Source organism: Candidatus Sericytochromatia bacterium (assembly GCA_035285325.1).
Classification (GTDB): domain Bacteria; phylum Cyanobacteriota; class Sericytochromatia; order S15B-MN24; family JAQBPE01; genus JAYKJB01.
This window is the reverse complement of the sequence record JAYKJB010000053.1, coordinates 1-18,489: the sequence shown is the minus strand read 5'-3', so window position 1 is coordinate 18,489 and position 18,489 is coordinate 1. Positions and strand designations below refer to the sequence as shown.

At 70.8% G+C, this 18,489-nt stretch carries 13 protein-coding genes; 6 read left to right on the top strand and 7 right to left on the bottom strand.

The annotated features are described in order from the left end of the window. Together VKP62_06825 and VKP62_06820 are read left to right on the top strand one after the other, a co-directional pair. Positions 1–2,006: bi-domain-containing oxidoreductase (locus tag VKP62_06825; GenBank protein MEB3196903.1), on the top strand; the 2,006-nt coding region annotated here is incomplete at its 5' end. 10 nt (positions 2,007–2,016) lie between these two features. After that, entirely contained in the window at positions 2,017–3,012 is a 996-nt protein-coding gene (locus VKP62_06820; protein MEB3196902.1) for a glycosyltransferase family 1 protein, read from the top strand. A 43-nt stretch (positions 3,013–3,055) separates the two neighbouring features. On the opposite strand, the gene VKP62_06815 is transcribed toward VKP62_06820, so the two are convergent. The 3 genes from VKP62_06815 to VKP62_06805 form a co-directional block, all read right to left on the bottom strand. Beyond that, positions 3,056–5,599 (bottom strand): carboxypeptidase-like regulatory domain-containing protein, encoded by a 2,544-nt coding sequence (locus VKP62_06815; GenBank protein MEB3196901.1) that lies wholly within the window; start codon positions 5,597–5,599, stop codon positions 3,056–3,058. Positions 5,600–5,741: 142 nt separating this feature from the next. Further along, on the bottom strand, positions 5,742–6,569 hold the full coding sequence (locus VKP62_06810) for a hypothetical protein (GenBank protein ID MEB3196900.1): 828 nt from the start codon (positions 6,567–6,569) through the stop codon (positions 5,742–5,744). Between the two features lie 85 nt (positions 6,570–6,654). Beyond that, positions 6,655–9,285: a carboxypeptidase regulatory-like domain-containing protein gene (locus tag VKP62_06805; protein ID MEB3196899.1), complete on the bottom strand. Its 2,631-nt coding sequence runs from the start codon at positions 9,283–9,285 to the stop codon at positions 6,655–6,657. A 356-nt stretch (positions 9,286–9,641) separates the two neighbouring features. Here VKP62_06805 and VKP62_06800 point away from each other — a divergent pair, with 356 nt between their 5' ends. Continuing rightward, complete coding sequence (locus VKP62_06800; GenBank protein ID MEB3196898.1) at positions 9,642–10,775, top strand: glycosyltransferase; 1,134 nt, start codon at positions 9,642–9,644, stop codon at positions 10,773–10,775. Then, positions 10,757–11,653: a glycosyltransferase family 2 protein gene (locus VKP62_06795; GenBank protein MEB3196897.1), complete on the top strand. Its 897-nt coding sequence runs from the start codon at positions 10,757–10,759 to the stop codon at positions 11,651–11,653. Before VKP62_06800 ends, VKP62_06795 begins: the two co-directional genes overlap by 19 nt. 42 nt (positions 11,654–11,695) lie before the next feature. Here VKP62_06795 and VKP62_06790 read toward each other — a convergent pair whose 3' ends face one another. The 4 genes from VKP62_06790 to VKP62_06775 are packed head-to-tail and all read right to left on the bottom strand — an operon-like array spanning position 11,696 to position 16,706. Beyond that, on the bottom strand, positions 11,696–13,015 hold the full coding sequence (locus VKP62_06790; GenBank protein ID MEB3196896.1) for a hypothetical protein: 1,320 nt from the start codon (positions 13,013–13,015) through the stop codon (positions 11,696–11,698). A gap of 21 nt (positions 13,016–13,036) precedes the next feature. After that, the gene (locus VKP62_06785) at positions 13,037–13,951 is read right to left on the bottom strand and encodes a glycosyltransferase family A protein (GenBank protein ID MEB3196895.1); all 915 of its coding nucleotides are present in this window, start codon (positions 13,949–13,951) and stop codon (positions 13,037–13,039) included. Beyond that, entirely contained in the window at positions 13,948–15,090 is a 1,143-nt protein-coding gene (locus VKP62_06780; protein ID MEB3196894.1) for a glycosyltransferase family 4 protein, read from the bottom strand. The genes VKP62_06785 and VKP62_06780 overlap by 4 nt, the downstream gene beginning before the upstream one ends. After that, positions 15,087–16,706 (bottom strand): lipopolysaccharide biosynthesis protein, encoded by a 1,620-nt coding sequence (locus VKP62_06775; protein ID MEB3196893.1) that lies wholly within the window; start codon positions 16,704–16,706, stop codon positions 15,087–15,089. Before VKP62_06775 ends, VKP62_06780 begins: the two co-directional genes overlap by 4 nt. 84 nt (positions 16,707–16,790) lie before the next feature. On the opposite strand from VKP62_06775, the gene VKP62_06770 reads away from it, so the two are divergent. Both VKP62_06770 and VKP62_06765 read left to right on the top strand, forming a co-directional pair. Then, positions 16,791–17,567 carry a hypothetical protein gene (locus VKP62_06770; GenBank protein MEB3196892.1) on the top strand — a complete coding sequence of 259 codons (777 nt, stop codon included), beginning with the start codon at positions 16,791–16,793 and terminating at the stop codon, positions 17,565–17,567. Between the two features lie 113 nt (positions 17,568–17,680). Then, a partial coding sequence (locus tag VKP62_06765) for a cyanophycinase (GenBank protein MEB3196891.1) occupies positions 17,681–18,489 on the top strand: 809 nt, incomplete at its 3' end.

Here is an 18,489-nt window from a genome sequence, read left to right as displayed (position 1 = left end):
GCACCGAGCGCATGCTGGTGGAGTTCGCCCGGGCCTCGTGGTGGCGCAAGGCGCGCCTGCAGCCCGAGCGGGTGCGCCAGGTGCTGGCCAAGGTCCGCAGCGACGGGCTGGCCGCCACGCTGGGGGCCGTGCGCGCCAAGCTACAGCAGGCCGTGCCGCTCGGCTACAGCCAGGCCGGCGTGGTGGTGGCGCTGGGGGAAGGCGTGCGCGACTTCGCCGTGGGCGATCGGGTGGTCTCGAACGGGCCGCATGCGGAATATGCCTGCGTGCCGGTCAACCTGTGCGCGCGCATTCCACAGGCCGCCACGCCGCTGGCCGACGAGGAGGCCGCCTTCACCGTGCTGGGGGCGATCGCCCTGCAGGGCGTGCGCCTGGCCGCCCCGACCCTGGGCGAGACCTTTGCCGTGTTCGGCCTGGGCGTGCTGGGCTTGCTGACGGTGCAGCTGCTGCGCGCGCACGGCTGCCAGGTGGTGGCGCTCGATCTGGATGCCGGGCGCCTGGCGCTGGCGGCCGAATGGGGCGCGCAGGTGGTCAACCTGGCCGAGACGCCGGATCCGCGGCCGCTGGTGCAGGCCATGGTCGGTCCGGCGGGGCTGGACGGCGCCTTGCTGACGCTGGCCAGTGCCAGCGATGGGCCGGTGCATCAGGCGGCCCAGCTGTGTCGCAAGCGCGGGCGGCTGGTGCTGGTCGGCGTGACGGGCCTGCAGCTGCAGCGGGCCGACTTCTACGAGAAGGAACTCAGCTTCCAGGTCTCGTGCTCGTACGGCCCGGGCCGCTACGATCCGGCCTACGAGCAGCGCGGCCAGGATTACCCGCTGGGCTTCGTGCGCTGGACCGCCAAGCGCAACTTCGAGGCGGTGCTGGCGCTGCTGGCCGAGCGCCGGCTCGACGTGCGCCCGCTGATCACGCAACGGGTCCCCTTTGCCGAAGCCCAGGCCGCCTACGCCGGGCTCGGGCGGGCGGGCGGCCTGCTGGGCCTGGTGCTCGACTACGGCGACGCTCCGGCCGAGCCCCCCACGGCGGACCAGCGCCTGGTCACGCGCCCGCGACCCGCGCGCCCGGGGGCCTTGCGCGTGGCCCTGGTGGGCGCCGGAGACTTCGCCACCCAGCGCCTGCTGCCGGCCTTGAAAGCGGCCGGGGCCGAGCTCGCGCTGGTGGCCAGCCCTGGCGGGACGCGGGCGGCCTGGGCCGGCCTGCGCTTCGGCGCGGCCGGCATCACCTCCGAGGTCGAGCGGGTCTTTTCGGATCCAGCGGTCGATGCCGTGGTGATCGCCAGCCGACACGACTCCCACGCGCGCCTGGTGGTGCAGGCGCTGCAGGCCGGCAAGCCCGTCTTCGTGGAAAAGCCGCTGGCCGTCGACCCGGCGGGTCTGGCGGCGGTCACGACCGCCCACGAGGCCGCCGCCGCGCCGCTGCTGGCCGTCGGCTTCAACCGGCGCTTCGCGCCCCTGGTGCAGCGCCTGAAGCGCCTGCTTGCCAGGCTTGGCGGCCCCCGCAGCCTGGTGCTGACGGTCAACGCCGGGGCGTTGCCGGCCGAGCACTGGAGCCTGGATCCGCACGAGGGCGGCGGGCGCCTGGTGGCCGAGGGCTGCCACTTCGTCGATCTGCTGCGCGACCTGGCCGGGGCCCCGATCCGCGACTGGCAGGTCACGGCGCAGGGGCCGGACGCCCAGACCTTCACGCTCAGCCTGCGCTTTCATGATGGCAGCACGGGCACGCTGCACTACCTGGCCAGCGGGCATCGCAGCTTTCCCAAAGAGCGCCTCGAGGTGTTCGCCGGCGGCGCGGTGCTGCAGCTCGACAACTTCCGCGTGCTGCGCGCCTGGGGCCTGGCGGGCGTGTCGACGCAGCGGCGCTGGCGCCAGGACAAGGGCCATGACGCCTGCCTGGCGGCTTTTCTGGCGGCCGTGCGCACGGGCGAGGCGCCGGTGCCCTTTGCCGAGCTGCACGAGGTGTCGCGCGTGACCCTGGAGGCGGCTGCCGCGGCCGCGGCGAACGCCCGCTGAACGCCCCCGCATGCGCACCCGCCTGTTCATGCGCCATCCCGGCGCGGGCTTTCACAGCATCGAGGGGCTGTTCGGGGCGGTGTTGCCGCATCTGCCGGCCGCCTGGCGGGCCGAGCTGGTGGTGGTGCCGCAACCCAGCCGCGGCCTCTGGCCGCGCCTGCAGAATCTCTGGTTCTGTCGGCGCGCGGCGGCCGAGTTGAACCACGTGACGGGCGACATTCACTACGTGGTCTTTGGCCTGCCGCGCGCCCGCACGATCCTGACGATCCACGACTGCGGCTTCCTGCGCAAGCCGGGGCGACTCCGGCGGGCCTTGCTGCGCTGGCTGTGGTATGTCCTGCCGGCGCGCCGGGTGGCGGCCCTCACGACGGTCTCCGCGCACAGCGCCCGCGAGCTGCGCGCGGTGCTCGGGCCGCTGCCGGTGCCCATCCACGTGGTGCCGAACTGCGTCTCCCCGGCATTCCAGTCGCAGCCCCGGGCCTTCGACGCGGCCTGCCCGCGCATCCTGGTGGTCGGCACCCAGGCCCGCAAAAACCTGGAACGCCTGGTGCGGGCCGTGCAGGGTCTGTCGGTGCGGCTGGACATCATCGGCGCCCTGAGCCCGGCGCAGCAGGCCCTGCTGCAGGCCTGTGGCATCGCCTACACGCAGGCCGCCGATCTCGCCCCCGAGGCCGTGCGGGCGCGCTACGAGGCCTGTGACATGCTGGCCTTTCCCTCGCTGGATGAGGGCTTCGGCATGCCGATCCTGGAGGCCCAGCAGGTCGGGCGTCCGGTGCTGACCAGCGATCGCGCGCCGCTCTGCGAGGTGGCCGGGAGCGGGGCCTGCCTGGTCGACCCCAGCTGCGAGGCGGCGCTGCGCGCCGGGGTGCAGCGCCTGATCGACGACGCGGACTACCGCGCCCGGCTGGTGGAAGCCGGTTTCCGCAACGCGAGACGTTACACGCCTCAGGCCGTGGCGGCGCAGTATGCGGCGGTCTACGCGACGGTGCAGCCAGCCTCGGACTGAGGCCTGTCAGCTCGCGTGTGGCGACGCGGTGGCGTCTGGCCCATCACAGTGCGCTCGACTCCGCCAGCGCCCCCGGGGGGTCTGGGCTGGGCGGGGGCGCCACCGGGATCTCAAAGTTGGGGAAGCGGGGGGCGCCGGTGCCCTCAATCAGGCTCAACTCTCGCAGCTGGATGAACGACTGGCCAGCACCGCCCAGCTTGAAGGGTTGGCCATTGGTGCGCCGGATCGGCACGTCGATGCGGATGGTCTGCGATCGCAGCGCGCCGGGGTAGGGGTTTTGCGTCGCGTTGACCTGTGCGGGCGGCAGCAGTTCGAACACGAAGCCCACGCTGCCGTTGATGCCGAAGACCTCGCCCTTGTCGGGGAAATGCATCGAGGGGGTGCTCGGCGTGAAGAGATAGTTGGTCAGTCCGAAGGTGAAGGTGTGATTGGCGCTCAGGGGGCGCAGCGACCAGGAGGGCTGCCCCAGCGCCGCCGGCGCGAACACCTGCGCTGCTCCCAGGTTGGCCTCGACGGTGCTCTGCAGGGAGGTGCTGGGGATCCCGCTGGAGGCGATCGCCAGCGCATTGAGCAGGTTCAGACCCGAGCCGGCGCTGGGGTTGCTGGCATTGTATCCGACGATGCCAATCGTTGCGCTGGCCGTCGAGGCGTTCCGGGTAAAGGTCCAAGCGCTGCCCTTGCTGACCGTGACCCGGCGATTCCCCGCGTTGTCGCCGAGGGCGGTGTCGACCGCGTCCTGAATGTCGGTGGCCGTGAAGTTCGAGAAGATCCCGAAGACCGGGAAGGTCGTGCCGTCGACCACCAGTCGCAGGGTGCGCGAGGCTTGGGTGTTCGGCAAGGTCCCCGTGGTGGTCGAGGCCGTGGTGTTGCCCTGAATCTGCGGATTGCCCGGTCCGGTCTGGTCCGTGTCCGTCACGCAGATGATGCGCAGCGCGCCCAGGGGGCGGACGGTGCTGCTGGCCGGCGGGGTCACGAAGATGCGCGCGATGCCGATGCCGTTCGAGGCGGTGCCGTCGTCGAGCACCGTCTGGCTGATGGTCCAGGTGCTCGAACTGAAGTCATTCGCCGTGAAGGCCTGGGCGCCCGTGCGCTCAGCAGCCGTCAGGGGCCGTTGCATGTTGAAGAAGGGTTCGCTCAGCACCACGTTGGTGATGTCGCAGACCTGGCCTTCCAGCAGCCCGCTGGTGCGGCGCAGGCGCAGCGCCAGCGGCTTCGGCGTGCTGGTGCCGGCGGGCAGGTTCAGGTTGGCAATCGTCAGGCGACGCCCAACCGGCGTCGGGGTGGGGCTGATGGTGACCCCGTCGAAGCTGGCCGAGGCCACCACCACCCCGGTGGCGATGTCGAGTGCGACCGTCACCTGAGCCGCCACCGACGGATGGGTGTTGCGCAAGGGCAAGGTGTAAAGCACCTCGTCATCGACCTCGAGCAGGCCGTAGTTGACGCCCGCCCGGCTGATCACGTCATCATAGGACACGCTGCCATCGAGCACGCTGGCGTTGAAGTCGCTGAGGGTATACGGGTCGACGGCCCGGGGCGCGGACCAGTCCGATCCCCCGATGCCCAGCTGCACGGCCTGAAGGGTGAAGGTGCCGGTCTGGATGGCGTAGGGAATGCGGATCACCACGCTGCCGACCCCGAAGTTGCTGGTGACACTCTCGGGCAGCACCTCCCAAACCAGGCTGGGGTCCGCCTGCGAGCGCAGTCGGATGAAGATCTCGTCCGCCCGGCTCGACAGCCCCTGGCCGAAATTCAGCGTGCATAGCCCGCCCGGCACCAGGGAGCCCACCACCGTCGGGGCCGTGATGCTCTCGAAGCTGTCCATCTGGATCGACATGATCACGCTGGTGGCCGTGTCCGAGCTGGTGCTGGCATTGACGCTTTCCCGCCGCTCCAGCGCGATTCCGCCCCGCGTCTTGCCGCTGGCCGTGCCGCGCAGGTCGAGCTTGCCGACGGCCCCGTTGACGTTGAAGGCGTAGAAGCCGGTGGTGGTGGTGATGGTGGAGGCCGCCCCGGTGCCGCCATTGGACAGCAGCACGCCATTGCCGCTGGCCTGGGCGATCGTGCCATTCGAGGCCGTGACATTGATCCGCGCGGGGCTGTTGACGGGCCCGATCACGGCGCAGCCGCGCGGGTCGGCCACGACGCCGACGACCGTCACGTTGCGCGCGGCCGGCGCGGTGGCGACCGGCGTCGAGGTGACGGTCTGCTGTAACTCGAAGCCGCGGCGCGGGGCTACCGCGTCATCCAGACGTCCCGCCGCGGCCCCCAGGCCCTCCCGCAACACGGCCACGTTGACGTGGTGAAGGCCGCAGACGCGGTTGGTCTGGATCTGGGCCTGGCCGTCCGTGTAGCCCTCGGCGAAGACCTGGAGGGTGTGCCGGCCGGGCTTCAGGCCGGTGAGGGTGTAGGCTCCCTCGGCGGTGGTGGTGGCAACGCTCGGGGCGCCCGCCACGGACACGCGCGCGCCCGCGACCGGTTCGAACTCGCCCTTGAGCGGGTTGAAGGCCATCACGACACCTTGAACGGTGTCTGCCGGCAGGGTCGCCATCCCCGTCTCCGGCGTTCCGGTCAGGGGGCTGACGGGCACGGCGCTTCCGGTGGGCGGCAGGGCGGTGATCGGAGCAAAACAGGAGGCGAGCAGGAAGGCTGAGGCCACCGGCAAGGTGACCGCCCGAGGGGGGCATCTAAAAGGGTTCAGCCTGCTCGCCGACATCACTGGGCCTCGCTGCTCAGCGCGTCAGCACAAAGCTGATGCCCCCCACACCGTTCCGGCTCACCGAGATGAACAGGGGCGTGGGGTCGTGGACGTAACCGCTTTTCTGCGCCAGGCCGAAGTAATTGCCGGCCGCCAGGGACGCCAAGGTGAAGATGCCGGAGGCGTTGCTTTTGAGATCGGCGCGCAGCGCATGGTTGCTCGAGGCAATCAGGGTGACCCAGACATCCGCCAACGGCTGGCGGGCACCGGCGCTCATGTCGACCGTCTCGCCCTGCACGGTCCCGTCGCCGGTCGGCAGGCTGTTGCTGGGGCTGCCTGGCAAGGCAAAGCGGAAGGCGGCCGGGAAGTCGGGCAACATCTGAATCGTGGCCGCGCTCTCGGTGCTGGGCGTGATCGGCACCAGGCGTCCGCCATTGCCGCTGACGCCCGGGTCGCTCGCCGCCGGCGCGCTCGGGTTGGCGGCCTGCCCGCCCCCGCCGGTGGCCGGCGTGCTCGCTCCGCCCCCGCCGCCTCCTCCGCCTCCGCCACCCCCGCGGCTGACCACAGGCAAGATCGTGGTGGGGGCGGCCTGGCTCGCCTGCGGCAGCAGCGCCTGGGCCGGCGCCGGGTTGAGCGTGGTGACCGGGGCGGCCGCGGGCAGGCCGGTGACCGGCACCGCAGCGGCGGTCGGGCTCGGGCGGGCCGGAAGCGGCGTTGGCTTGGTTTTCAGGCTGATCGGGGCGCGCTTGACGGTGGTGGTCGCCTTGGCGGTTGGCAGTTTGCAGCCAACCAGGGCCTGCACACCCAGCATGAGCAAGGCGGCCGTGCGCAATCCGATCAGGACCGAGGATGATGGGGGCATACGGACCTGGCGATAAAAAAGGCCCCGTGCGGGGCCTGGGGGGCGCCGACCGGCCTCCCGCGGAAGCCGGCCGGCGAACGGCGCGTCAGAGGCCTGTCTGCACCGCGATCCCGCCCGCGCCACCGAAGGTGGTGGTGGAATTGCTGACCGTGTCCGAGAAGGGGAAGCGCGTGCCGCCCGTGCCCTCGACCCGCGAGAAGCGTTCGATTTTGGCGTTGGAGTGCGCCGTGCCCCCCAGGGAGATGGCGCCGCCTCCGGTCCTCTGAATCGGGATCTCGATGATGATCTGATTGTTGCGCCCCGTGGGGTAGGGGTTCTGGGAGGCGTTGGTCTGCTGCGGCGGGATCAGTTCGAAGGCGATCGCGGCGGAGCCCGAGGCGGTCGCGGCGCTGGCCGGGAACTGCTGGGCCGAGTTGGCGGAGGTGAGCGTGATGTTGGAGGTGCCGTCCGTGACGATCGTGTCGGTCGAGACGGCACGGACCGTCCAGCCGGCGCGGTTGACTGTGGCCGAGCCCAGGTTGATGGTCAGACCGCCCGAGGACGAGCTGAGCGCCAGACCGCTGGAGGCGATGGCCATAGCATTGAGGATTTCCAAGCCTGACCCCGTCGTGGGGGCGCCGGCATTGTAGCCGAGAATGCTGATCGAGGCGCCGGCCGCGGCCGAGTTGCGCGTGAAGACCCACGACGAGATACCGTTGGCCTTGCTGACCGTGACCCGCCGGTTGGCCGCCACGTCGCCCAGGGTGGAGTCGATCGCGTCCTGCACGTCCGCCACGGAGAAGCCGGTGAAGATGCCGTTGATGGCGAAGGTGGTGCCATCGACCGTCAGACGCAGGGTGCGCGAGGCGGAGGTGTTGGGCACGGTGCCGACCGTGGTGGCCGAGGTGGCCGTGCCCTGCACCGCCGGGTTGTTGGGGGCCGGCACGTCGGTGTCGGTGATGCCCGAGATGCGCAGCGCCGCCAGCGCGTTGGTGTTGGTGGTCGAGGGCTGAATGAAGAAGCGGGCCAGGCCGATGCCGTTGGAAGCCACGCCGTCGTCTGCGACCTGCTGGGTGATGGTCCAGCCGCTGGAGCTGAAGGCGCTGGCGGTCAGGGCGTTGGCCCCGGTGCGCGCCGCACCGGTCAGGGTCTTCTCCAGGCTGAAGTTGGTCTCCTTGATCACCACGTTGCTGATGCCGAACTCCGTGCCGTCGGCCAGGCCGCCGGCATTCCGCAGGCGGACGACCAAGTTCTTGGCGACGTTGGTGCCGGCCGGAAGGGCGATGTTGGTGAAGGTCAGCTTACGGCTCACGGGCTGCGGGAGCGGGCTAATGTCCACTTCGTCGAAGCTGGCCGAGGCCACCGTGGCGCCCGTGGCCACTTCCATCTCGACCGACACGACCACCGCCACCGAGGCATTGGTGTTGCGCAGGGGCAGGGTGTAGACGGCGTCGTCGTTGGCTTCGAGCAAGCCAAAGTTCACGCCGGCCAGCGTGGTGACGTCCTCGAAGCTGGTGGCACTGTCGAGCACGGAATTGTTGAAATCCGTGGCCGAGTAGGAGACGGCGTTGAACTGGGAGCTCCAGTCGGTGGGGCTGATGCCGAGCTGCACCAGCTGGGCCGAGACCGTGCCGGTGGTGATCAGGGCAGGCACGCGGAAGGTCAGGGAGCCCGTACCGTTGGTGGCGGTGATCGAGCTGGGCAGGACGTCCCACACGTTGCTGGACGAGGTGCCGGTGCGGATGCGGATGAAGAATTCATCGGCGCGGTTCGAGAGACCGCTGGCCACGTTCAAGGTGCACAGGCCGCCGGGGACCACCGAACCGACCGCGGTGGGGGTCGAGAGGGTCTGGAAGCTGTCCATCTGGATGGACATGATCATGTCGGTGGTGGCGTCGCTGGGGGTGCTCACGACGGTATTGGTGCGGCGCTCCATCGCGATGCCACCAGGCGTACGGCCACTGGCCGTGCCGCGGACGTCGACCTTGCCCACCGCGCCGTCGACGCGGAAGGCGTAGAAGCCGGTGGTGGTGGTGATGGTCGAGGCTGCGCCCGCGCCGCCGCCGGCCAGCAGGGTGCCGTTGCCGCTGGCCTGCGCGATGGTGCCGTTCGAGGCCGTCACGTAGACGCGGGCCGGGTTGCCGGCGGGTCCAATCACGGCGCAACCACGCGGGTCGGCGACGACGCCCACCACGGTGATGTTGCGGGCGGCTGGGGCGGTGGCGACCGGCGTGGAGGTGATCGTCTGCTGCAATTCGAAGCCGCCCTTGGGGGCTGCCCCGCTGTCGAGGCTGCCGCCCGCGGCGCCGAGCCCTTGGCGCATCATCGCCACGTTGACGTTGCTCAGGCCGAACACCTTGTTGGCCTGAATCGTGGCCTTGCCATCCGAGTAGCCTTCCGCGAACACCTGAATCTCGTGCTTGCCGGGCGCCACGCCCGTCAAGGTGTAGGTGCCGTCAGCGGCGGTGGTACCGAAGATCTTGGCGCCGGCGACGGACACCTGGGCGCCGACCACCGGCTCGAAGTCTTGCTTCTGCGCATTGAAGGCCATCACGACACCCTTGACGGTGCCGGCAGGCAGCGGCGCGACGGCCGGGATCGGGGCGTCCACCGAGGAGGGGCCCTGCAGCGGTGCGCCTGTCGGGGTCACCGACGTCACCGGGGCAAAGCACGAGGCCAGCATGAAGGCCGAGGCCACGGGCACTGTCAGAGACCGGAACATGACGACATTTCGCATCGGGGTTACTCTCTTTCTGGCGGAGGAAGGCAAGGTGGGACCGATCAGTCACGAGCGGGGGTCGACCACGGGGCACCAAACTCGCCGATGACCATTGCGCCAACAATATGAAAAGCGGAAGGGCGTGGCTGTAAAGTTGATCACAAGTGGACCGTACCCGTGGGGCGCCGTGTTTATGCACGCGAAACGCAAACTGTCGGAAGCCTTAATACTTCCAGGCATCAGCTTGGCAACGGCGGTGCAGCCCGGCCACACGCCCGCCTCCCTCGCTGGCCCTGTCACCAGGGTTCGGAACAGACGGCGTTTGTGTTAAGGTCCTCATCGACTGCGGCGGCGATCAACTTGAGGGGAGGCCCATGCGCGCCGTTCATATCGTGCCGGCCCTGGCCGAGGACGCCAGCGGCCCCACTTACGTCGTGACGCGTCTGCTGCCGGCCTTGCAGGCGCAGGGCTGCCGGGCTGATCTGGCCACCCTCGAGGCCTCCCCTGATCGGGAGCGCCCCTGGCTGCACGCGTTCCCGCGTGGGGCGGGGCCCCGTCGCTGGGGCGCCTCGCCGGCGTTGCTCGCCTGGCTACGAAATGAGGCCGCCACGAGTCGGATCGGGGTGCTGCACAACCACAGCCTGTGGATGTGGCCCAACGTCTATCCGGGTTGGGTGGCCCGTCGCTTTCGTCTGCCTTACGTGGTCTCGCCCCACGGGACGCTCTCGCCCTGGGCCATGCGCAGCGGCTCTCCGCTCAAGCGCCTGGTCTGGCCCTTGCTGCAGCGCCCGGCGCTGGCGCCCGTCTCGTGTTTTCACGCGACGGCCCTGCACGAGCGGGACGACATTCGCCGCTGGGGCTTCCGGCAGCCGGTGGCCGTGATCCCGAGCGGCATCGATCTGCCCGTGTGGCGTCCCAAACATCATTGCTTGCCCCGCACGCTGCTGTTTCTGGGCCGCCTGCACCCGGTCAAGGGCCTCGATGGCTTGCTGCACGCCTGGGCCCGGCTGGAGGGGGCGCACCCCGACTGGCAGGTGCGGATTGTCGGCCCGGATGTGGGCGGGCACCGGGCGGTGCTGGAGCGCCTCGCGGGTCGCTTGGGCCTGCAGCGGGTCCAGTTTGCCGGTCCGCTGGCGGGGGAGGCCAAGTGGCAGGCGCTGGCCGAGGCCGAACTGTTCGTGCTGCCCTCGCACAGCGAGAACTTTGCCGTGGCCGTGGCCGAGGCGCTCGCGGCCGGCACCCCCGCCCTGGTCTCGCAGGCCGCCCCCTGGGGCGAACTGCCCCTGCGCGGGGCCGGCTGGTGGGTCGCGCCGGGGCTGGACCCCTGGGTGGCGGCGCTGGATCAGGCCTTGGGCCGACCGGCCGCGGAACTCTCCGCGATGGGCGAACTCGGGCGCGCCTGGATGGCACGGGAATTCGACTGGGCCGTGGTGGCCGGCCGCATGGCCGAGACCTATCGCTGGTTGCTGACAGGAGGGGCGCTCCCGCCATGGATCAGCCGGGATTGACCGCGCGCTGGATCCCCGGCGTCGCCCCCGTGGCGGTGCTGATCCTGGCGCTCAACGAGGCCCATCAGCTGGAAGGCTTGCTGGAAAATCTGCAAGGCTTCGCTCAGGAGGTCTTTCTGGTCGACAGCCTGAGCCGTGACGAGACCGTCACGATCGCCCTTCGATATGGGGTGACGGTGGTGCAGCGTCGCTTCACGGATTTTGGCGATCAGTGGAACTTTGCCCTGCGTGAGCTGCCGATCACCGCGCCCTGGACCCTGAAGCTCGATCCGGACGAGCGGCTGACCGACGCGCTCAAGGCCGAACTGCTCGCCACGATGGCCCGCCGCGAGGCGGTGGGGCTCCGCCTGCCGATCCGGTTGCATTTCATGACCCGTCCCCTGCCCGTTCGCCTGACCCTGCTGCGCGCCTGGCGCACCGGCGCGGCGCATTTTTCGGCCACGCGCGTCAACGAGCACGCTCACGTGGCGGGTCCTGTGGTCACGCTGCGGGGGGAGATCGCGCACCACGACAGCCCGGATCTGCACCACTGGTGGGACAAGCAGAACCGCTACACCACCGCTGAGGCCCTGTCGCTGGCCGAGGGGGCCCCGCTGGCCGATACGCCCAGGCTGTTCGGCACGGCGCTGCAGCGACGCATGTGGTTGAAGCGGCACTTTTTTCGCCTGCCGGGGCGCTACCAGGCCCTGTTCCTGTATTACTGGCTGATTCGCGGCACCTGGCGGGCCGGGTTTGCCGGCTACGCCTGGGCGCATCTGCGCGCCGAGGTCATGCGCCTGCGCGAGTTCAAGCGGCGTGAGATGGCGCTCACGGGTCGCCCGCCACGCCGCTGGCCGAGCGAGCCCGGGGAGCCGGACCCCCGCGTGCCGCAGGCGTGAGCACGGTTCCGAGCGGAGCCTCGCGATGAGCGGCGCGTTCGCCTACGCGCGCTCGCGCTGCTGGCGGCGGTGCAGCAGCCAGAGGGCGAACAGCCCCGGTCCGGCCAGCAGCACGGCCTTGATGTTGTAGAACATGTAGGCGTCCGGAATCACGAACATGAACAGCAACATCCCGTAGGCGGCCTGCCAGAAAGGCTCGCCCATGTAGGCCAGCCGAAACTGCCACAGCAGGCGGAAGAACAGCCCGTAAATGGCCGCGAAGACGAGGCCGAAGGGCCCGAACACGAAGTAGGCCTCGCCGATGCGCCCCACCGGCGTCTCCGACAGCAGCTGTTCGTGGCCCCAGATCGCGCGCGTCGCGAAGTGGTTGAAGCTCAGGTGCGGGCGGTCAGGCCAGACCCAGCGGGGAATCAGGTTGCCCAGCTCCACCACGCTGCCCAGGAAGAAGGCCTCGCGATCCCAGTCGTCGGGTCGGGTCATGAGAATGTACAGGCCCCGGATCTGATTGTGACGCTCGACCAGCGAATTGAGCGCGGTGCCGCTGTTCTCCAGGAAGGTCTCGCTGATCACGCCCGCGTTGCGCGAGAGCACCTCCCAGGACACCTCGCCGCGCACCTTGCCGTAGAGCCGCAGGGTGTGGCTGTAGATCGAGAAAGCCACGCCCAGCACCAGCAGACCCGCAATCAGGCCCTTGCGCAGGCGCTGCTGCGTCAGGTTGACGTAGACCAGGTACAGGAAGAGAAACAGCAGCAGCTGGCCCTTGGCCGTGCTGATGGCGGCCGAGGTGAGCAGGACCAGGCCCAGCAGCCCCAGCTGGAACGCGATCACCCCGCGCAGCCGCGCGTGCTTCAGCAGGCTGAAGGCCAGCGGGAAGTACATGTAGACCACCGGGTAGAGCGATTCGCAGATCAGCCCGCCCAGCGAGGCGTGCAGGTCCGTGATGTCCTCATAGAGGGTAAACCAGTTGCCGGTGGCGGCTCGGTAGGCGAAGGGCGCCAGCGCGAAGAGGAAGCCCAGGTGCAGGACGGGCGCGTAGCGTTCGGCCTCCTGCGGGTCGTCCGTCGAAGGGGAGGTCGGCGTGGCGTCTGGAAAGCCGCGCAGGAAGAAGACCGCCAGCAGGATCAGCTGAAAGACCGTGGCGAACAGCATCGAGAGCGCCAGCGTGTCGGGGTCCAGGTCGGGATCCGGGCTCCAGGGCGAGCTGATCCAGAGCGGGTAGAGCGTGTAGACCAGGTAGCCGAGGCCCAGCACGTAGGTGGGCGGCATCAGCCAGAGCGTGTGCGGGGCGCGCTGTTGCACCGCCCGCACGTAGCGCCAGCCGATCACGGTGTTGAGAACGGCGATCAAGAGGATGAAGGCCATGGCCGAGGGTCCTTTTTCGCGTCAGGCGTGGTGGTGATGGGGCCGGGCCAGGCGCCAGGCCCGCCAGAGCGCCAGGCCATAGGCGGCAAACGCCCCCGGCAGTCGCCAGGGGGCCCGCAGGATCTGCCGGCGCAGGCAATACTTGCGCAGGCTGCGCAGGCAGACCTCGTACCAGAAATTGCGGCGCAGGGGAAAGTGTTTACACAGGAAATACAGGGCCGGAAAGGCGATCTGCCACTCGGGTGGGGCCTGCTGCGGCTGGTCGATGCGGCAGCCGCCGGCCGGGGCGGCCAGGTGCAGCAGGGCTGCCTGGGGCTCATAGACGATCAGGCCGCCCGCGCGGTAGAGGCGCAGCGCCATGTCGGACTCCTCGCGGAAGGCCCAGCCCACGAAGGCCTCGTCGTAGCCGCCGAGCCGGCGGGCCGTGTTCACCCGGATGGCATGGTTGCCGCCCGGAAAGTTGGCGATGCCCCGCGCGGGGGTGTCGCTGTCGAGCTGAAAGTAAAAGTAGTCCAGCTCGCGCGGCCAGCCGCCGGCCGGCGGCTTCGGGTGGTTCCAGCCGCGGGCCTGCACCACCTTACCGGCCACCGCATCGACGCCGGGATCGGCCAGCGCGGCCCGGTGGGCCGCCAGAAAGCCGGGTTCGAGCACGACATCGTCGTCGATGAACACGACGGCCTCGCAGCGCGTTTCCCGCAGGGCCCGGTTGCGCGCGGCCGGAAGATTCGCCGGGGACTGACGGATCCAGCGAAGGGCTTCGCGGTCGGCCCAGGCCTGCAACTGGGCGGCCACCTCAGGCAGGTGGGCCGGGGTCTGGTCGATCACCAGCACCTCGTCGGCCGGCGGCTGTTGCTGCAACACCTGCTTCAGAGTGGCGATCAGCACATCGCCGCGCATGTAGGTCGGGATCGCCACAGCCAGACGGGGCGGGGTCATCGGGGCCTCCGGGGGGTGTTCTCACGCAGCCGCTCATAGAGGGCCTCGTTGGCGGTCAGGGTCGCCGCCAGGCTGAAATGCTGCCGGATATGGGCCTGGCTGGCCTCGCGCAGCGCGTCGGCCCAGGCCGGGAAGGCGCCCAGCCGTGCGAGCGCGCTTGCCAGGGCCGGCGCGTCGTCCGGCGGGACGAGAATGCCGGTTCGACCGTCTTCGAGGTACTCGGTGAAGGGCGGGGCCTGGGTGGCGATCACCGGCGTGCCGCACCACATCGCCTCGGCGGCCACCAGCCCGAAGGTTTCCAGGCTGCTCGGCATCAGCAGGGCGTCGGCGGCCTGCATGACGGCAAACAGCGTGGCCCGGTCGAGGCGCCCCAGCAGGTGGACCCGCTCGGCCAGCCGCGGGCCCACGATCGCCCGAATGGTCTCGCCGGTGTCCTCACCGGCCTCCTGGATGCTGGGGCCCGCGAACACCAGGTGATGGGCCGGATGCGCCGCCAGGGCCTCGCGGGCGGCCTCGGCCACCAGCAGGGCCCCCTTGCGGCGCGACAGGGTGCCGGCATACAGCCAGAAACGGCCGGGCAGAGCGAGTGACTGCGCCCTGCCGGTGGGGGGGCTCACGGGGTAGTACTGCACCGTCACGCTGCGGGGCGTGAGCCCGAAGGTCTCTTGCGTGAGCGTCGAGGCGTGCTGGGAGACGGCGATCCAGTCCGGGTGCCGCTGCAGCGTCAGACGCTCGAACAGGTGGGTGCCCAGTCCCGCCCGCTGGTCGGCTTGTCGGGCGATCGCCGTGGCGCTCAGGTGCAGCCGCACGACCACCGGGGTGCCGGGCAGGCGGAACGGCAGCATGCCCTGGAAGTCGGGCACCTCGACCACGTCCCAAGGGGCCTGCGCGCCCTCCCGGCGCAGCCAGCGCTGGAGGCGGAGCCGATTGCGCAGCCCGGCCAGGCCGCGTCGGGTATCGCCCGGCAGGCTCACCACGCGCACCCCGTCCTCGAGTCGTTCCGTGGCCTCGTTCCCCAGGCCGACCACCGTCACGGCGTGGCCCCGCGCCGCGAGCCCCGGCGCCAGCGTGTGCACGAAGGTGCCGATGCCTCCGCTGGGCAAGGGGGGATATTCGTTGCAGACCAGGGCCAGCCTCATGGCCACCTCACCAACCAGCGCACGGTGCGTTGCGCCGGCCCCGCCAGGGCCGCCGGCAGCCGGCCGGCCCAGCGGTCCAGGGCCTCACCGTCGCTGATCGTGAGCGCCTTCAACTGGCGCAGGCCCCACAGGTACAGGCCGAGCGCGACCGGCAGCCCCGGCAGCAGTGACCAGGGCGGTGCGGCGGCGGCCATCAGCAGGGCGATCGCCCCCGCCGCGAGCGCCGCGGCCACGGCCGTGCGGGCCAACGAGTCGAGCGGCACCGGGGTGTGCAGGCGCCGGGCGATGTACCAGCAGCCGATGCCCACCATCAGGCCTTGCACCACGGCCCGGCTCGCCGCGGCCGCGACGGTGCCGCCCCAGGGCACCAGCAGCAGGCCGCTCGCGATCGTCAGCCCGCCGCCCAGCAGGCAGGTGCGGGTGATGAAGCCGGCCCGGCCGGCGCCGTGAATCAGCGCGGAGCCGACCGCCGAGACGTTCAGGGCCGAGGCGGCGGCCAGGCCCGCGGCGATCGGCACCGCCGGCGCAAAGGCAGGCCCGAACAGCCACGGCAGCAGCACCGGCATGGCGGCACTGGCCATGAAACAGGTGGGAAACAGCACGCTGGCCAGCACGCGGGTGGCGCTGGCATAGGCTTGCTGGTTGCGGCCAGGGTCCGGATGCGCCGCGTTGCTGGCGAAATGACTCACCAGGGCCCCGCTGACCAGCAGGGGCAGCTGGCTGACGAAGCCGGCCATGCTGAGGGCCACCGAAAACTGGGCCACCGCCTCGCTGCCGACGCTGCGCGCCAGAAAGGCCAGCTCCAGGCGTGACCAGACCAGCGCCGAGACCAGGCCCGCGCTCCAGCTGGCCAGCGCGAAGCGCCAGACTTCTCGCTTCAGGGGCGCCGTCGGCGGAGTGGGGGCCTGGTCACGACCCAGGACGTACAGGGCCCCAAACGCCAGGGGCAGCTGGCCGATCACGTAACCCCAGAGCGCCCCGGACACCCCTCCCAGCTGGATCCCGAGCCCGACCGCGACCACCAGCAACCCGGCCGCCGTCGCCTGCAAGCCCGCGGCGCGCGGAAAGGCCTGGCTGGCGGCCAGCCGTCCGGCCAGCAAGCTCCCCAGGCCCTGGCCCACGAGCAGCAGGCAAAAGCCGGGCGTCAGGGGACGCAGCACCGCCAGCGCGCTGCCCCACTGCAGGCTCAGCGCCAGGGCCAGGGCGCCCAGCCCCAGCAGGGCCAGCTGCACGCGCCAGATCCAGGCACTGAGCGCGCGCAGTTCGCTCTCGTCGCCGCGTCCGGCGGCCACCGCGCCGAAGCGCGTGAGCCCGCTCGGCAGCCCCAGCCCGACGACCAGCGCGGCCATCTCCACGATCCAGAGCCCCAGCACCAGCAGGCCGGTCTGCTCCGGGGCGAGGCCACGCGCCACCAGCACTGTCGCCCCGGCCCGCCCGAGCACCGTCAGGACGCTCGCCAGGGCATTCCAGGCGCTGCTGCGCGCCAGGCTCGGCGCGGGTTTGGTCTGAGAGGGCGTCGAAGCGTCGGACACGGGCAAGCGGAAAAAGGGGACGCGCGGGGCCCGACCGGCAGGGGCGGGATGGCCCAGTGTGACATAACGCTGCGCGCGGGGCATGTGATGCCAGGCACGTGGCGTCGTCGCCCGTGTGCAGCGGCCACGGCGCCGGGAAGGCAAATCGGCCAGGCTGGGTATGCGCCCATGAAGTCATTCCCCCGTGCCTTGCGGCTCCCCATCTTTCCGCCGCCCCGTTCGGGCAAGCTCCGCCGTCGCCGGCGCGCGGTTCGCACGACGGCCTACGGGGCCGCTAGCGCGCTGGCCGGTGCCCTGGTGGCGTATGGCTTCAGCCGCGGCCTGTCCCTCCCGCCCGTTTGGGCCTGGAGCCTGTTCGCGGCCCTGGCGGTGGTGGGCGTGGCCTTCATCGCCTGGTGGCAGACCCATCCCCGCACCCACGTGCTGGGGGCCTTCTGGGTGGCCGGCATGATGGTGGGAGCGGCCGGCCACGCCCTGAGCGCCCCGCCGCTGCCGGCCGGGCCGCTCGACCCCAACCGGCAGACGGCCGAGCGGGTGTTGTTCCTGAAACAGGCCCTCGAGCGCCGCGGTGACTATCGCAACAGCCTGGCCACCGAGGACTTCTTTCCGGCGCCGCGGGACTTCGTCGCCTTCGTGCTGTCGCAGCCGCGCGGACACACCCTGCTGATCAGCCCTTGGGGCGATGTGCCTCAGTATCAGACGATCGCGCCGAACCTGCGCGCTGGTTTGCCCTCGGCCGCCGATCGCCAGCGCGGCATCGCCGCTCCGCCGCTCGGGCGGGAACTGGGGCCAGGCGTGCCGCCCGTGCCGGGCCACTTCACCCCGCTTTCCTACGGGACGATCCTGTACGATCGCGACCTGCGCTCCGGCCGGTATGTGCTGTACGGCATCGGCAAGCGCGAGGATTTCGCCATCCTGGTCGGGTTTGCGGAGGGAGAGCTGTAGGGCGCAGCGGGGCGCTGGGACGGGTCCGGTGACGAAAGGGGCGGCCTGCGGTAGCCCAGCAAGGCGTGTAGAATGGAGCCCGGCGCGCAAGGGCGGGCGGCAAGGAGCCTGGGGTGGAGCAGACAAAAGGCCAGCTGGTCATCATCGGGGGCGCCGAGGATCGCACCGGCCACAAGGAAATCCTGGGACGCGTGGTGGAGCTGTCCGGCGGCCGGGAGGCCCATATGGTGGTGCTCACCACGGCCAGCAGCCTCGGGCGCGAGATCGAGCGCGTGTACCACACGGCCTTCACCGATCTGGGCGCCCGGCAGGTCACCACGCTGCACGTGCATGACCGCATCGCGGCCAATGACCCGGCGATCGCCGAGGTGGTGCTGAACGCCGGCGGCATCTTCATGACCGGCGGCGACCAGAGTCGCCTGGCCGCGATCCTGGGCGGCTCCGAGGTCGGCAAGGCCATGCACCGCGCCTACAAGCGCCGCGGCGCCTGCGTGGCCGGCACCAGTGCGGGGGCCTCGGCCATCTCCGAGCACATGGTCGCCAGCGGGCGGCAGGGCGTCCACCCGCGCAAGGGCATGTTGAACCTCGTGCCCGGCCTGGGGCTGCTCAACCGCGTGATCATTGACCAGCATTTCTCGCAGCGCCATCGGCTGGGCCGGCTGCTCTCGATCGTGGCCCAGAACCCTTTCCTGCTGGGGCTCGGCATCGACGAGGACACCGCCGTGGTGGTGGCCCCCGACACGTCGCTGTCCGTGGTCGGGGCCGGCGCCGTGACGATCGTGGATGCGCGGCAGATGGACTACTCCAACGTCCACGAAGCCCGCACCGGCCAGATCCTCGCGATGAGCAACATCCAGCTGCACGTGCTGCCCGCCGGGGCGCGCTTCCACATCGAATCGCGCCTGCTGCAGCACGAGGCCCA

What these genes read in the sequence shown, in the direction of transcription:
- VKP62_06820 (MEB3196902.1), top strand. Translation starts at nt 2,017, where the DNA reads ATGCGCACCCGCCTGTTCATGCGCCATCCCGGCGCGGGCTTTCACAGC.
- VKP62_06810 (MEB3196900.1), bottom strand. Translation starts at nt 6,569, where the DNA reads ATGCCCCCATCATCCTCGGTCCTGATCGGATTGCGCACGGCCGCCTTG.
- VKP62_06805 (MEB3196899.1), bottom strand. Translation starts at nt 9,285, where the DNA reads ATGCGAAATGTCGTCATGTTCCGGTCTCTGACAGTGCCCGTGGCCTCG.
- VKP62_06800 (MEB3196898.1), top strand. Translation starts at nt 9,642, where the DNA reads ATGCGCGCCGTTCATATCGTGCCGGCCCTGGCCGAGGACGCCAGCGGC.
- VKP62_06795 (MEB3196897.1), top strand. Translation starts at nt 10,757, where the DNA reads ATGGATCAGCCGGGATTGACCGCGCGCTGGATCCCCGGCGTCGCCCCC.
- VKP62_06790 (MEB3196896.1), bottom strand. Translation starts at nt 13,015, where the DNA reads ATGGCCTTCATCCTCTTGATCGCCGTTCTCAACACCGTGATCGGCTGG.
- VKP62_06785 (MEB3196895.1), bottom strand. Translation starts at nt 13,951, where the DNA reads ATGACCCCGCCCCGTCTGGCTGTGGCGATCCCGACCTACATGCGCGGC.
- VKP62_06780 (MEB3196894.1), bottom strand. Translation starts at nt 15,090, where the DNA reads ATGAGGCTGGCCCTGGTCTGCAACGAATATCCCCCCTTGCCCAGCGGA.
- VKP62_06775 (MEB3196893.1), bottom strand. Translation starts at nt 16,706, where the DNA reads ATGCCCCGCGCGCAGCGTTATGTCACACTGGGCCATCCCGCCCCTGCC.
- VKP62_06770 (MEB3196892.1), top strand. Translation starts at nt 16,791, where the DNA reads ATGAAGTCATTCCCCCGTGCCTTGCGGCTCCCCATCTTTCCGCCGCCC.